Source organism: Pseudomonas sp. HLS-6 (assembly GCF_002753995.1).
GTDB lineage: Bacteria > Pseudomonadota > Gammaproteobacteria > Pseudomonadales > Pseudomonadaceae > Aquipseudomonas > Aquipseudomonas defluvii.
The window spans coordinates 5222337-5236938 of the sequence record NZ_CP024478.1; the positions used below are offsets into that span (position 1 = coordinate 5222337).

Annotated in this window: 11 protein-coding genes and 1 pseudogene; 7 read left to right on the forward strand and 5 right to left on the reverse strand. The window is 49.5% G+C overall.

Features of this window, described 5'->3' with window-relative positions; all coding sequences use genetic code 11:
* Positions 1–864: an MBL fold metallo-hydrolase gene (locus tag CS390_RS24630; protein ID WP_099776461.1), complete on the reverse strand. Its 864-nt coding sequence runs from the start codon at positions 862–864 to the stop codon at positions 1–3.
* Positions 865–1452: 588 nt separating this feature from the next.
* Here CS390_RS24630 and CS390_RS24635 point away from each other — a divergent pair.
* Genes CS390_RS24635 through CS390_RS24650 form a run of 4 tightly spaced genes read left to right on the forward strand, consistent with a single transcriptional unit; the run spans position 1453 to position 5123 of the window.
* On the forward strand, positions 1453–2061 hold the full coding sequence (locus tag CS390_RS24635) for a TetR/AcrR family transcriptional regulator (protein WP_099776463.1): 609 nt from the start codon (positions 1453–1455) through the stop codon (positions 2059–2061).
* The gene (locus CS390_RS24640) at positions 2058–3209 is read left to right on the forward strand and encodes an efflux RND transporter periplasmic adaptor subunit (protein WP_099776465.1); all 1152 of its coding nucleotides are present in this window, start codon (positions 2058–2060) and stop codon (positions 3207–3209) included. The genes CS390_RS24635 and CS390_RS24640 overlap by 4 nt, the downstream gene beginning before the upstream one ends.
* A complete protein-coding gene (locus CS390_RS24645) occupies positions 3206–4408 on the forward strand; it encodes an ABC transporter permease (RefSeq protein ID WP_099776466.1) in 1203 nt (400 codons plus the stop codon). Before CS390_RS24640 ends, CS390_RS24645 begins: the two co-directional genes overlap by 4 nt.
* Before the next feature lie 4 nt (positions 4409–4412).
* A complete protein-coding gene (locus CS390_RS24650; protein WP_048607673.1) occupies positions 4413–5123 on the forward strand; it encodes an ABC transporter ATP-binding protein in 711 nt (236 codons plus the stop codon).
* A gap of 292 nt (positions 5124–5415) precedes the next feature.
* Here the strand turns inward: CS390_RS24650 and CS390_RS24655 are convergent, their stop codons facing one another.
* Complete coding sequence (locus CS390_RS24655; RefSeq protein ID WP_077566290.1) at positions 5416–6846, reverse strand: IS1182 family transposase; 1431 nt, start codon at positions 6844–6846, stop codon at positions 5416–5418.
* A gap of 305 nt (positions 6847–7151) precedes the next feature.
* Here CS390_RS24655 and CS390_RS24660 point away from each other — a divergent pair, with 305 nt between their 5' ends.
* A complete protein-coding gene (locus tag CS390_RS24660; protein ID WP_099776468.1) occupies positions 7152–8069 on the forward strand; it encodes a hypothetical protein in 918 nt (305 codons plus the stop codon).
* Positions 8044–8940, forward strand: coding sequence for a diguanylate cyclase domain-containing protein (locus tag CS390_RS24665; RefSeq protein WP_099776470.1), 897 nt, complete (start codon positions 8044–8046; stop codon positions 8938–8940). Before CS390_RS24660 ends, CS390_RS24665 begins: the two co-directional genes overlap by 26 nt.
* Before the next feature lie 179 nt (positions 8941–9119).
* Here the strand turns inward: CS390_RS24665 and CS390_RS25805 are convergent, their stop codons facing one another.
* The 3 genes and pseudogenes from CS390_RS25805 to CS390_RS24675 all read right to left on the reverse strand — a co-directional run bounded on the left by CS390_RS25805 (position 9120) and on the right by CS390_RS24675 (position 13246).
* Positions 9120–9569 carry a methyl-accepting chemotaxis protein gene (locus CS390_RS25805; protein ID WP_233971761.1) on the reverse strand — a complete coding sequence of 150 codons (450 nt, stop codon included), beginning with the start codon at positions 9567–9569 and terminating at the stop codon, positions 9120–9122.
* Between the two features lie 81 nt (positions 9570–9650).
* Positions 9651–10409, reverse strand: a pseudogene (locus CS390_RS25810) (PAS domain-containing protein); the annotation flags it as partial.
* Positions 10410–10417: 8 nt separating this feature from the next.
* Entirely contained in the window at positions 10418–13246 is a 2829-nt protein-coding gene (locus CS390_RS24675; protein WP_177442430.1) for an EAL domain-containing protein, read from the reverse strand.
* Between the two features lie 34 nt (positions 13247–13280).
* On the opposite strand from CS390_RS24675, the gene CS390_RS24680 reads away from it, so the two are divergent.
* Positions 13281–14300 carry an IS30 family transposase gene (locus CS390_RS24680; RefSeq protein WP_099775771.1) on the forward strand — a complete coding sequence of 340 codons (1020 nt, stop codon included), beginning with the start codon at positions 13281–13283 and terminating at the stop codon, positions 14298–14300.
* Positions 14301–14602 lie beyond the last annotated feature (302 nt).

Sequence of the window (14602 nt, forward strand, 5' to 3'; positions counted from 1 at the left end):
TCAGAGCACGTCGAGGGGGATTTTCAAGTAGCGAGTGCCATTGTCTTCGGCGGGTGGCAGTTGCCCCGCGCGCATGTTTATTTGCACCGCCGGGAGAATCAGCGTGGGCATGCTCAGCGTCGCATCACGGCTGCTACGCATGGCGACAAAGCTGGCTTCATCAATGCCCTCATGCACATGCACGTTGTGCGCGCGCTCTTCGGCAACGGTCGTTTGGTTGCGGAAATCATCGCGCCCCGGTGCCTTGTAGTCGTGGCACATAAACAGACGAGTGCTACCCGGCAAGGTGAACAGCTTGCGAATTGATTGGAACAAGGTGCGCGCATCGCCACCGGGGAAGTCGCACCGCGCCGTACCGTAATCCGGCATAAACAGCGTATCACCCACAAAGCCGGCATCGCCGATCAGGTAGGTCATACAGGCCGGCGTGTGCCCCGGGGTGTGCATGGCTTGGGCAGCGATGTTGCCTATTTGAAAGGTATCGCCATCTTTAAACAGGTGGTCGAACTGGCGACCATCGGTGGCGAACTCGGTGCCGGCGTTGAACAACTTGCCGAATGTGTCTTGCACTACGGTGATGTTTTCACCAATCGCCAACTGGCCGCCCAGTTCGCGTTGCAGGTAGGGCGCAGCCGAGAGGTGGTCTGCATGCACATGGGTTTCTAGCAGCCAATCCACCTTTAAGTCATGCTCTTTAACGAACGCGATCATCCGATCAGCGCTGGCGAAGGAAGTGCGCCCGGAGGCCGGGTCATAATCCAACACCGAGTCAATAATGGCGCAGCGCTGGCTGCTGGGGTCGATTACTACATAGCTGTAGGTGAACGTGGCGGGGTCAAAAAACGCTTCGACATTGACTTGCATGGCCGTCTCCTCAATATACCCCTAGGGGTATTTATTTGAGATCTAGGCTACATGTTTATTCTGTTCTATGCATAGATCTAAATAGAATAAGAGGTATATGTATTGTGAGTCGCCTCTAGTTTCGTACCTAGTTTTAATGGTCGATTCTGGTGGGTTAGCGACCACTGCTTAGGCTAGCCATGCTTGTTCTCCCGCACGTGGAGAACTTGCCATGAAAATCATTGCTACCTGTAGCCGTCAGCCTTGGTGTGTATTCCAGTGATGCTGACACCCAATTCCAGCGATTGTGACTCAGCCGCGCTGGAAGTTCTGACCCACCCATTCCAGTGATTGTGACCCACCGCGCTGATGATTCTGCCCCGCCCCTAATAGCCACTTCGTTAGGTACTAGCAGGTTGCAACTACCCAATCCCTATGTACGCCTAATGTTTGTGCCAGTGGTGCGCGTCTGGGAGGTGTGGATGCGTGTGGGTTAAGCCCATTGCAGATGCTAGATATTGACGAGCACGTCAGGTTTTGACTTAGTTCTTGTGTGAGTTGCTTCTTGCGGTAAGATAGTAATCAATTACTATCTTACGAGGAGTGCTCGTGGACACCCATCCAAAGCATCTGCCGGCCGATGAGCGTCGTGCCGTAATTGTCGAGTCCGTCGTGGCGCTTGCCGGTTCACAAAACCCAAGCGAGATAACCACTGCGGCTATCGCTAAACACATGAACTTGACCCAAGGTGCGCTGTTTCGGCACTTCCCGAACAAGGAAGCCATTTGGCAGGCGGTCATGGAGTGGGTAGCAGAGCGTCTATTAGCCAGAATCGATCGATCCGCACAAGGAATCGAGTCGCCCTTGGCAGCTATGGAGGCGATGTTCATGAGTCATATCGAATTCGTTGCTGAGCACCCAGGTGTGCCAAGAATGATGTTTGGTGAGCTTCAACGTGCCGAATCGACACCGGCCAAGCGCATGGTGCAAACCTTGATTCAGCGCTACGGCGAACGTTTGCATCGTCTCATCGAGAAAGGCAAGACCAGCGGCGAGTTGTCTCCCTCGCTTGACAACGAGGCGGCGGCAACGCTGTTCATTGGCACGATCCAGGGCTTGGTCATGCAATCGCTGTTGGCGGGTGATGTGGGCCGTATGCACCGCGATGCGCCGCGCGTCTTTGCAATTTATCGACGTGGCATAAGGAATGCGCAATGAAAAAATTACCCTTGCAAGGCCGCACCCTGGCGCTGCTTGCCGTCATCATTCCTTTGCTGGTGCTTTTTATTTATGTCGGTCTGCGATCAGGGCCGCTCGCCCCGGTCGCTGTGACGGTGTCAAGCGTGGAATCACGGGCTATCACACCGGCGCTGTTCGGCATCGGCACGGTGGAGGCGCGCTACACCTACAAGATCGGGCCGACGTTTGCCGGGCGCGTCAAACGCCTGGAGGTGCATGTAGGCGACCAGGTCAAGGCCGGACAGGTGCTCGGCGAGATGGAGCCGGTCGACCTCGATGCTCGGGTGCGCTCACAGGAGTCGGCATTCAAGCGTGCGGAAGCGGCTTTGCGCGAGGCAGAAGCCCGGCAAGCCTACGCGCAAACCCAAGCGCGCCGCTACGAGCAATTGTTAGCGGTGCGCTTTATCAGCGAGGAAATCGTCACCACCAAGCAGCAGGAACTGCAGATCGCCGATGCCGCCCTATCCGCCGCTCGCGAAGATATTGCCCGGGCACGCTCCGACCTCGAAGGACTCGTCGCGCAGCGGAGTAATCTGCGCCTGATCGCGCCGGTCGACGGTGTAGTCGCCGTGCGCGATGCCGATCCCGGCACGACCATCGTCGCGGGCGAGGCCGTGGTGGAAGTAATCGACCCCAAGAGTTTGTGGATCAATGCGCGCTTCGACCAGATCAGCGCATCGGGGCTGGCTGGGGGGCTGCCGGCTCGTATCGTGCTGCGTTCGCGTGGTGGCCAGACCTTGAAAGGTCGCGTGTTGCGGGTGGAACCCAAGGCCGACGCGGTAACCGAGGAAACGCTTGCCAAGGTGACATTCGATAACAAACCAGAACCTTTTCCACCGGTGGGTGAATTGGCCGAAGTCACGGTTGACTTGCCGGCGCTCCCGGCCGCTCCACTGATCCCCAACGCTGCCGTCCAGCGTGAGGGCGACAAAGTTGGTGTCTGGCAAATCGTGGATGATGATCTGCATTTCTCCCCGGTCAAGCTCGGCACTTCCGACCTCAATGGTTACGTGCAGGTGCGCGAAGGGCTCAAGAATGGGGACCAGGTTGTGATCTATAGCGAAAAGGCACTGACGACGCGCAGCCGCATCCATGTTGTCGACCATATCCCAGGAGTGTCACGATGATCAGCCTGGCCGGCCGCGACATTCTCCATGCCTGGGGAAAGTTCGTCTTCACTGGCATCGGTCTGGGTCTGCTGATCGGCGTCACCCTGGTCATGGCCGGGGTGTACCGGGGCATGGTGGACGACGGCAAGGCGCTGCTCGACAACAGTGGCGCCGACCTTTGGGTGGTGCAAAAGGACACTCTGGGTCCTTATGCGGAGTCGTCCAGCCTCAACGATGACGTGTATCGCGCCATCCTCGCCATGCCGGGAGTCGCCCAGGCAGCGAACGTGACCTACCTGACCATGCAGGTACGCAAGGGCGAGAGTGATGTACGCACCATGGTGGTCGGCATCGCGCCCGGCGCGTTGGGGGCTACACCTGGATGGCCTCCTTATCTCGTCGCTGGACGCCAGATCACGCGCGGTCACTACGAGGCAGTGGCCGACATCGCCACCGGCTTCAAACTGGGAGATCGTCTTGCCATTCGCCGTAATCATTACACCGTCGTTGGGCTGACTCGGCGCATGGTGTCTTCCAGCGGCGACCCGATGGTATTCATTCCGCTCAAGGATGCCCAAGAGGCTCAGTTCCTCAAGGATAACGACGCCATTTGGCAAAGCCGGCGTCGCACCGAAGCCAACCCGGCCTTCAATAGACCCGGTGTTCCTGGTTTGCTGGATGCCGTGATTGCTTCACAGAGCACCAACGCGTTCGTCAATGCAGTGCTGGTCACTCTAAAACCTGGTCATGCGCCGGACAGGGTTGCCGAATCCATCCGACGCTGGAAGCGTTTGACGGTCTACACACGGGCACAGATGGAAGACATCCTCGTCGGCAAGTTGATCGCCACGTCGGCCAAACAGATAGGCATGTTCTTGGTGATTCTGGCCATCGTTAGCGCGGCCATCGTCGCTTTCATCATCTACTCGCTGACGATGGACAAAATCCGCGAGATCGCGGTATTGAAGCTCATCGGCACACGCAACCGAACTATCGCCGCGATGATCATGCAGCAGGCGCTCGCCTTGGGGGTGATTGGCTTCGTGGTCGGCAAGATCACCGCCACTTTCTCAGCCCCCCTGTTCCCCAAATATGTGCTGCTCACGCCAATGGATTCCGTGACCGGTTTTTTTGCCGTGCTCGTGATTTGCGTGCTGGCCAGCATCGTCGCCATTCGCATGGCACTCAAGGTCGATCCGGCCGAAGCGATAGGGTGACCCCATGATTGGAAAAGGAATCCGCATCGAAGGCCTAAGCAAACGCTTTGGCAAAGGTGACACGGCTGTCTACGCGTTGAAGGACGTGAATATGCAGGTTGCACCAGGTGAGGTGGTCGGATTGGTCGGCCCTTCCGGCTCGGGCAAGAGCACGCTGCTTAAATGCCTGGGTGCGGTGATCGATCCGAGCGACGGCCGCATGACGCTGGGTAATGAAGTGATATACGACGGCGGTTGGCAAGTTCGTGATCTGCGCGCCTTGCGGCGCGACAAAATTGGTTTTGTCTTCCAATCGCCGTACCTGATTCCGTTTCTCGATGTCACCGACAACGTGGCCCTGCTGCCGATGCTTGCAGGCGTCGCGAATGCAGAGGCGCGAGCGAAGGCATTGGAATTGCTTACGGCGCTTGATGTGCAACACCGAGTTCACGCCATGCCATCGCAACTCTCCGGTGGCGAGCAGCAACGGGTTGCCATCGCGCGCGGATTGGTTAACCGCCCACCGGTGATCCTGGCGGATGAACCCACCGCACCTCTCGACAGCGTGCGTGCCATGGCGGTGATTCGCATCCTCAACGACATGGCTCGGAAGTTCGAGACCGCCATCATCGTCGTCACTCATGACGAAAAAATCATCCCAACTTTCAAACGCATCTACCACATCCGCGACGGAGTGACCCATGAGGAAGCTGGTGAAGGGCGGGAGTTCGAATGAGAGAGCGTTTGTATTACAGGAGAATTTCATGAACCACTGAATCGACCCTACTTTTGTAGACGCATTGAATGACTGCTTGGACTACCCCGCTCTGGTAGACATCCCCGGTCTATGCTTGAACGTCCGCTTCTGGCCCAGAGTGTGTAAAAACACTTTCGCATCTTGGGTGCCTCAGCCCAGTGTTCCTGGGCGAGGCGGTTTCCCAAGCAAATAGCCGCGATCAGCGCCAATAGCGCGTCAGAGCGTTTATGAAGCGCTTTGGCACCTCTTGGAGCAGCAAAAGCTGGGGCTTTTACGCCGTCATCGCCTTCAACAGGCCTTCGGTGCCGATGATTTTCATCACCCGTTTCAAGTTGTAGGCGAGCACATTCAAGCTCATCTCCGCACTCACCCCGTTCAGCTTTCGGGTCAGGAAGTGCGTTGCGCCCATCCATTGCTTGAGCGTACCGAAGGGATGCTCAACAGTCCGTTTTCGAACCCGCATCATCTCTGGTGCTTGGTTCAACCGGCGCTGCATTTCCTCCAGCACTGCTTCATGCTCCCAGCGCCTTACTCGACGATTTGTGCTTGGTGTGCACTGGGTTTTCAGCGCACAACTCTGGCACTTAGAACTCCAGTAACAGTGCATATTCATGCCTTTCTCAACGCTGGAGAATCGCCAGATCAGTGCCTCTCCCGCCGGGCAGGTGTATTCGTTTTTCGTCGGGTCATACACGAAGGCATCTTTATTGAATCGGCCATCAGCCTTGGCGCTTGAAGTCATTGGCTTAGGCACGTAGGCCGTGATGTTTGCGTCGTGACAGGCAAGGATCTCTTCACCCTTGAAGTAGCCTCGGTCAGCCACCACGGACAGCGTTTCTGCGCCGATGGCTTCACGAGCCTGCTTCGCCATTGAACTGAGTTGGTCGCGGTCTGAACCGCTGTTGGTGACCTCGTGAGCAACGATCAGGTGGTGCTGCGTATCGACAGCCGTCTGCACGTTGTAGCCGACGATACCGCTGCCGCGCGTCATCATCGAACGGGCATCCGGGTCGGTCAGCGAAACCTGTTTATCAGGGGAATCGTTGAGCTGAGTTTCGATCCCTTGAAGCTCTTTCATATGCGCTTTTAGCTTGGCAATCTTATCTTCCAGGCTGGCAGTGTCTGGCGCGGAGGCGCTAGGAATCTGTCGATCAGCCGCATCGAGCACAGCCAAATAACGGCTGATGCTCGCCTCGATTTCTTCCATACGCCGCTTCAGTTTGGCGCTGGTGAAATTGCGGTCACGGTTGTTCACTGCCTTGAATTTGCTGCCGTCGATGGCAACCAAGTTTTCGCCAAACAACCCCAACTGCTGGCAGAGCAAAACGAACTGGCGGCAGACGCCGCGAATGGCCTTGCTGTTATCTTTTCGGAAGTTGGCGATGGTCTTGAAATCGGGCATCAATCGCCCGGTTAACCACATGAGTTCGACGTTGCGCTGAGCTTCTCGCTCAAGACGCCGGCTCGATTGAATGCGGTTTAGATAGCCGTAGATATAGATCTTCAGCAGGATCGAAGGGTGGTAAGCCGGTCTTCCGGTTTCGGCTGGAATGACGCCATCAAAACCTAGCGTGGCTAGGTCGAGTTCATCGACGAAAACGTCAACCACCCGAACCGGATTGGTATCGCTGACGTAGTCGTCGAGGCTTTCGGGAAGTAAGGTGCTTTGACCTCGGTGTTCACCCTGGATAAACCGTTTCATGGGCGTCCCATACGCTGAGATTCTCGGAAATCATAGCAAGGGTTTACCGGTGCGTTTTTACACACTCTGGGCCAAGAGCGGCCGTTCGGTTCTGGCTGCTACCGACCCGAAGCAAGACGCTTACATTTGCTGCAAACAAAAAGTACAGTGGTCGAACGGTGGTCTGACTTTGCGAAGAACGGACGGGGTGGAGGGCTAGCTCCGGCAAGGTGTAAAACTGTAGGCGTTTCCAGTATGGTTAATCTCTGAATTTGTTATTTTTTTTTAACCTTAACATCAAAATTATAGACAGGATTTATTAGCACATGGAATGGAAGGAACAACCTAAAACATTCAAAATTTATTTGTATTCGATGCTAGCTATTGTTTTCTTGTTAGGTACGAGTATCGTTGTACTTGTTTTTGAACAATTACGTTATCAGAGTGCTGTTGATACGAGAGAGAAGTCTATTAAGTTGGCTGCGGAGCTTCGCCAGTCATCTAACGATTTAGCAAGGTTAGTAAGAACTTATATCATTACTGGTAACCCTCTTTATAAACATCAGTTTCAGGCTGCCGTTGAAATACGTGACGGGTTGAGAACGCGACCGAAGAATTATTCTCTTGCTTATTGGGATGTTAATGGAGCAGCCCCCGATATTTCAGAGTCGAAGCATGACGCCAGCGGTGACGGAGTTTCGATTATTGAACTAATGCAAAGAGCTGGCTTTACTGAAATTGAATTACAAAATTTAAAGCTTTCTAAGGAAAAGTCAGACTTATTAGTGGCGGTAGAAAATAAAGCAATTGACCTTTTTGAAGAAAACGTACCGACAGATCCTAAAAAACGCGAAAAAGCTTTAGAAATGCTAGCAGATGATTTCTTTATCTCAACAAAGGCAGAAATCATGCGACCGATTATCGAAACTGAACAGATGGTTTTTGACAGGACACAATCCACTGTAAATATAGCAAAAAATAGGCTGATGCTAGTTATAGGAAGTCTATGTTTACTTTCGATACTTCTGATTATTTTTATTTTTAAAATTGGCGTGCAGCTTCGTAAGATAATCGGCTGTTCTATTCCTGAATTAGAAGGCCATTTACATGAGTTAGGGAAAGGGAATTTTTTAACGCCAATTATAGTTAAAGCAAATTCACGGGAAAGTGTTATCAGTTGGATAGCAAGAACTCAAAGGAAACTTGCAGAACTAAACCTTGCGCATTTCAAATGCCATAGTTGAATCTTCTGACGATGCGATTATCAGTAAGGATGGTCATGGAATTATTGCAAGTTGGAATAGAGGGGCTGAAAAGATTTTTGGCTACTCAGAGGAGGAGATAATCGGTCAATCAATTACATTGATAATTCCAAGTGAGAGGTTACACGAAGAGGCTGAAATTCTAAATAAAATTTCAAGTGGACAGAAAGTAGATCATTTTGTCACTCAACGCAAACACAAAAATGGTCAACTAATAGATTTATCAGTGAGTATTTCGCCGATATATAATTCTGAGGGGCAGGTAATAGGAGCTTCCAAGATAGCCAGAGATATTAGTGCCGCTGTAGCGGCAGAGGCAGAAATTAAGCGCCTTGCATTCTATGATTCGTTAACAGGTCTTGCTAATAGAAGATTGTTGCAAGAACGATTAGGGCAACTACTATTATCAGCTAAAAGAGATAAATTTCCTATTGTATTGATGTATATAGATCTCGACGATTTCAAGTTACTAAATGATACTCAAGGTCATGAGGCAGGAGATCATTTACTTAAAGCCGTATCAAATCGATTAATAGAATCTGTTCGTGATAGCGATACGGTTTGCCGGTTTGGAGGTGACGAGTTTTTAATTATACTCTCTGGACGCAACCAAATTTTCTCTTCTGATGCTTGGGTTAAAAAAATAGGCAAAAAAATAAGAGAACGACTAAGTTATCCTTACGATCTAGGGGCCGAACCTTATATTTGTACTTCAAGTATTGGAGCCTACATTCATAAAGGCGAAAAACTTAGTTCAGATGAGATTATTAATAAAGCTGACCAGGCTATGTATATCGCAAAAAAGAAAAAGAACGCTTTCTATTTAGTTTCTGGTAATTATGCGTATGATTAGGTTGAAAAATTTTTATTTAAACGCATTGTTTTTAATTGTTAGATTTTTGTTTTGATGCGGGCTGTCCATTTTTCATTCATCGTTAATAGCGCTATCTGATGAAGAAGTAAAACACCTTCCAACAAATCAGGAGCGCTCTGGTAACAAATCCAATAAATAAAGGATTGTTGGTATAAAAATTAGGGTTTCAATGCTTCAACCATTGACACGAGTTCACTGATACTCACATTCACACTCTCGATAGCTTTTTCGACATGTTCAATCGATTCATGACCCTTTTTAGCTATCACATTGATCTCTTTTAAACCGGTGTCAATTTTATCAATCAGCCCAGCATTTTCTTTGACAACTTCAGCAATGTCGGAGGTTGCGGAAGCCGATCTGGCGGCAAGCTTTCTTACTTCGTCTGCAACAACTGCGAACCCTCTGCCGGAATCTCCGGCTCTTGCAGCTTCAATCGCCGCATTAAGTGCCAATAAGTTTGTCTGATCTGCAATAGAACGTATGGTGGTTACTATTTCCTGAATATTCTTTGATTTCAGATTTAGCTCTTGTCCTACTTGTGCAGTATTTTCAACCTGTGATGCGATTTGAACACTGGTATTCACGCTGTTATCCAGCTCTCGCATTGCCGTTGTTGTTAACGCCGATGTCTTTTCGGATGTTTGCGCCGCGAGGTTCACTGTATTAATGGCGTTATTGACGCGCTCAGAAATATCTGACGCAAATTTTATCACTTTATAGACTTTACCTTGCCCATCAAGAATGGGGTTGTAAGTTGCTTCAAGCCAGACGCTCCTGCCAGACAGACTTCTTCTTAGAAATCGACCTGTCTGATAGTTACCGTTAGCCAAGTTGCGCCAGAAATTTGGGTTATCACGATAAAAGTTTTCATCACAGAAAATTTTGTGGTGTTTACCCTTTATCTGTTCCAGTTTGCAATCCATAGCATTAAGAAAATTCTGGTTAGCATTGGTGATTGTGCCATCCGGGGTAAATTCAATTACAGCCTGTGAGCGGTTAAGTGCTGTAAAAACAGCATTCTGCGACGCAGATTCGTTATGCTGCGCGGTGACATCAAAAGCCAATTTAACAACACGATACACCTTACCTTGTTCATCCTTAATTGGCACATAACGTGCGCCGACAAAGATAGTTTCTCTATTCTTCTTTATATATTTAAAGGTATCTCGCTGCGGTTTGTCCTCAAGGAGATTTCGCCAGAAGGTTATATACTCGGGCCTCGATGTATAGGCAGTCTCAAACAAAATGCGGTGATGCTGGCCCAGAAGTTCCTGTTTACTGTACCCCATAAAGTCAGCAAACTTCTGACTCACTTCAAGTATTTCGCCTGAATGATTAAAAATCACCATCGCGGTAGCGTTTAACATGGCATTAAAGAGGAGTTTTTCATCAGAAACTTTTAGTGGTTCTGTTAAAGTGGGTGTTTTCTTTAGAAAGTCGAACATAATCAGTATTATCTCTTATAGCTCAAAAGTAATTTTTCAAACTGCTCAACAGAGAGAGGTTTATCGAAGTAGTAACCTTGCCCCCAATCACAACCCAGTTCTGCCAGTAGCGTCGCAATTTCTTGAGTTTCAATTCCCTCAGCAAGAGTTTTCAAGCCAAAAATCTTTGCTGTTGAAATAATGGTTTTAACAATGGCGAGGTTTTTCTCATCTTCAAGTATTGACTTGATAAAGTGCATATCAATTTTCAGCACATCCGCATTGATGTTTTTTAGATAACTTAATGAAGAATGCCCCATACCAAAGTCATCAATGGCAATCGCAAAACCTTTACTTCGTATCATATTTAAAGTTGATATTGCTTTATCGGGATCACGCATAAGCCCTGTTTCGGTAAGCTCAAGCTCAAAATCATTTGGCTCTAGCCCTGCGAGTTCTATCAAAGTTAAAAAACCATAAATTGCAGACTCATCATCAAAGCTTTTCGCTGAAATATTAAGGGCGAGCTTGAAACGCAAATTTTCTTGCGAGAACACTTCTTTTTTCTGCCAACTGCGTTTCAGTTCAATAACACGTTCTAATACGAGATGCGTCAACTTATTGATTAACCCTCGCTCTTCAGCAATTGGAATAAAGGATCCTGGCGAAACTTCGCCAAGCTCTTCGTCTCTCCAGCGCACCAGAACCTCAGCACCGACTAACTTATGTGTTTTTAAACAAACTTGAGGTTGAAGGACGATTCGCAGATTATCAGGATAGGAGAGTAAGGTTCTCTCAAGTTGCTTTGAGATAATTGATTTTTTCTGAATCCTTTCACCCACTTCAATATTAAAATAGCAACTGGGTAAACCGGAGTCTTTGGCCATATTAAGTGCTATATTGGCACCTCGTGTTATTGCATCAAAGGTATCCGCATCCTGAGGATATAAAGCAATTCCAGCTCTTGCATTGATACTGACTTCACCCTCTAGGGTTTCGAGCGGCTCAGCGAGAGCTTGTTGTAACCTGTTGACCATTATTGATGCCGCATCGGGATTAGATAGAACGGCTGCAAGCGCAAAAAAATCAGAATTTAAACGGGCTAAGGAGTCAAACTCTCGATCTATGTCATTGACGATAGGTAAAGTCTGGCAGTCCTCGTTCTCAAAGATACAACGCACTAAAGTATCTGCGCCGCGGATGGTTTTTGCTAATCTGCGACCGACCGCTTGGATGACTGCATCACCCGCTTCGTATCCCATTGTTTCGTTAATATCTTCAAGATTAACCAGGTCGATATATATAATCGCGATGGTATATTGATGTCTATCTGCAATTTTAAGAAGGTATTTAACTCGTTCAGAGAATAAATTTTTATTAGCCAGTCCCGTTAGCTCATCAAAAAATGCCAATTGCTTGATGCGGTGCTCTTTGGCTTTAATGTCACTTAAATCGCGCCAAATTACCTTGATAGCGTTTTGTCCAAGGTAGATGACTGGAGTGAGCGTTACCTCTATCGGTATATGCTGACCTTGTTTAGTGATATGAAGCCATTCAAAACGCTGGTAGCCCTCTGTTGAGGCTTTATTTAAAAGAGCTTTGGCGAGCTCTTCGCTGTTGTTTTTACCCTGGCTCAATGGTGAAAATTGAATAGGCGACAAACCAATCAGCGCTTTGCGGTCAGACAAGCCAAAAAGTTTTGCGGCTGCATCATTACAATCAGTAATCACAAAATCTGGGCTGATTATGCCCATCGCATCCTCTGATTTATGCAGCAAATTCACCAAGCGCTTTTCGTTTTCACTTTTGAGTCTTTCATAATCAAGCTGCGCTGAGATGTCACGAATTATATTGACAACGACTTTTTGGTTAAACGCGGTTTGTACAATCTGCATACTAATTTCTGCAGGATAGATGTTGCCATCCCCTTTGCGATGTTGGGTAACAAAATGCAGCAGCTCCACCTCACCTATTTTGAGCGGCTTCAAAAGCCGATCGAACGATTGTGCATCGTAGCTCGGCTTAAATTCGTAGGGCTTCATAATTTGTAGCATCGCCCAACTCCGCCCAAGTTGACGCTGTGCAGCAAGGTTGGCATATAAAATGTCCAACGTTTCGGCATCAAAAAATAGGACGGCATCAGCGATTTGATCAACAACGCTTTTAAAGCTGGTCAGTTCGTCCTGCCTCAAGCGCTCTTGAGTTATATCCAGCTCAACCGAAATATACCCCGAGTGCTCTCCAAGCTCATTAAACGTAGGGTTGCAACTGATGCGACTCCAGAAGGTCTCTCCACTCTTTCGATATTTAAGTAATTCAATTTCAATAGACTTTCTCTTTGTGACTGCTTTTTGTAACTTCAAAAGGTCAAAGCTGTTAGTCTGCGGCCCGGTTAATGTTGCCAACGGCGATTGACCCGCAAGCTCCTCCAAAGAATAACCAGAGATTCGTTCGAAGCCAGCATTACACCAAGTGATGTTGTAATCACAATCTAAGATCATTACCCCGTTCACAGTCTGTGTAGCAACTAATGCAAGGCGGGCGTTCTCTTCCAGTGTCAGAGCAAGTTTATTTTTAATCTCTCTTGCTTCAGACAGCGATTCCAAGGTTTCGAGGATGGGGTTCAGTTTCTCAACGTCAGATTGTTCATAGCCGTTGGCTGCGTTAGCCAGACCGACCATGCCAATCAACTTACCATTATGTTTAATTGGTAATCCAAGGAAGGAGGAGAGCTTGGGATGACCATGTGGTGTGCCACCAGCACGAGAATCATCCTGAGGATTGTTTGAGATAACAGCTTGGCCGGTTGTTAATACTTCACCCAGTAAATTATGATGATTATGGAACGGCGGCCTCAAGGAGCAAGTGCAACACCTGATGTAAGGTGTTGCCATGTCTACCCAATACAGTCACCTGAGTACCGAGGAGCGCGTCACCATCATGGTGATGCTATTTCAACGGCAGACGCTACGAACTATTGCTGCGTTGCTAGGGCGTCACCCCAGCACCATTAGTCGAGAGATCAAGCGCAACCCCCAGCAGCCCCACTATGACGCCATCAAAGCCACAAGTAGGGCACAACAGCTTCGACATATGCCTCGTCGTCAACGGCGTTTATCTCCAGACTCTGAGCTGTTTCAAGTGGTCGTCGAAATGCTCCGCATTGGCTGGTCACCACAACAAATTGCCCGCAGACTACACGCTATCTGGCCTGACCAACCCGAGCGACATGTGAGCCACGAAACTATCTACCTCGCCATCTATGCCTACCCACGCGGAGAGCTGAAACGTCAGCTGATCAGTTATCTACGTCAAGCAGACGGCAAGCGTCCTAAGCGAACACAGAGCAATGTGCGTCGAGAGCGCTATCCTGCACAACTGAGTATTCACCTACGCCCTCCCGAAGTTGCAGATCGTCTGGTACCTGGGCATTGGGAGAGTGATCTGATTATGGGGGCCAATAATCGCTCAGCCGTCGCCACAATGGTCGAACGCACAAGCCGATATGTAATCCTCGCCAAACTTGAAGCCCCCACCGCTGAAGCGGCGGCGGAAGCCATTGTGAGGGAGATGTCGCGGATGGCCCCATCACTACTAAAAACCATGACACATGATCAAGGTAGCGAAATGGCCCGCCATGCCGAAATCACGGCGCGAACGGGGATGAAAATTTATTTCGCCGATCCACATTCGCCTTGGCAACGCGGTAGTAATGAAAATACGAACGGATTGTTGCGTCAGTATCTCCCGAAAGGCACAGATCTCTCTCTAGTGACGCAGGCGCGACTGGATGAAATAGCTGATTTGCTCAATACCCGCCCTCGGCAGACACTGGGCTGGAAGTTTCCAGTTGAGGTGCTAGTAGATTATCTTCAGCTCTCAGCGACCAATAAGCTTACAACGATAAATTGACCGCTAAGAACAAACCCTCCCCCAGCTTGGCTAGCCTGCTGGATGCCCCATAAGGAGGGCGGCTATCGTGCCATTTCAGGCCGCTACATCGTCGATGCTGGGGGGGTTCTGTATAGCCATTGTTTAAGCGATGCCGGGGGGGTTGTGTATAGCCGCAGTTTCAGCGACCGAGGAGGAGATTTTGGGCAGGGGCTTGGCGAAGAAAATCGTGCTTAGTCGGGATGGCTCAGTTCGCTCAGACGCCAAACGATCGCGATGCTTCGGAGGCGGCATCTCGTTCAATTTCGGAATTAGCGCGCTCC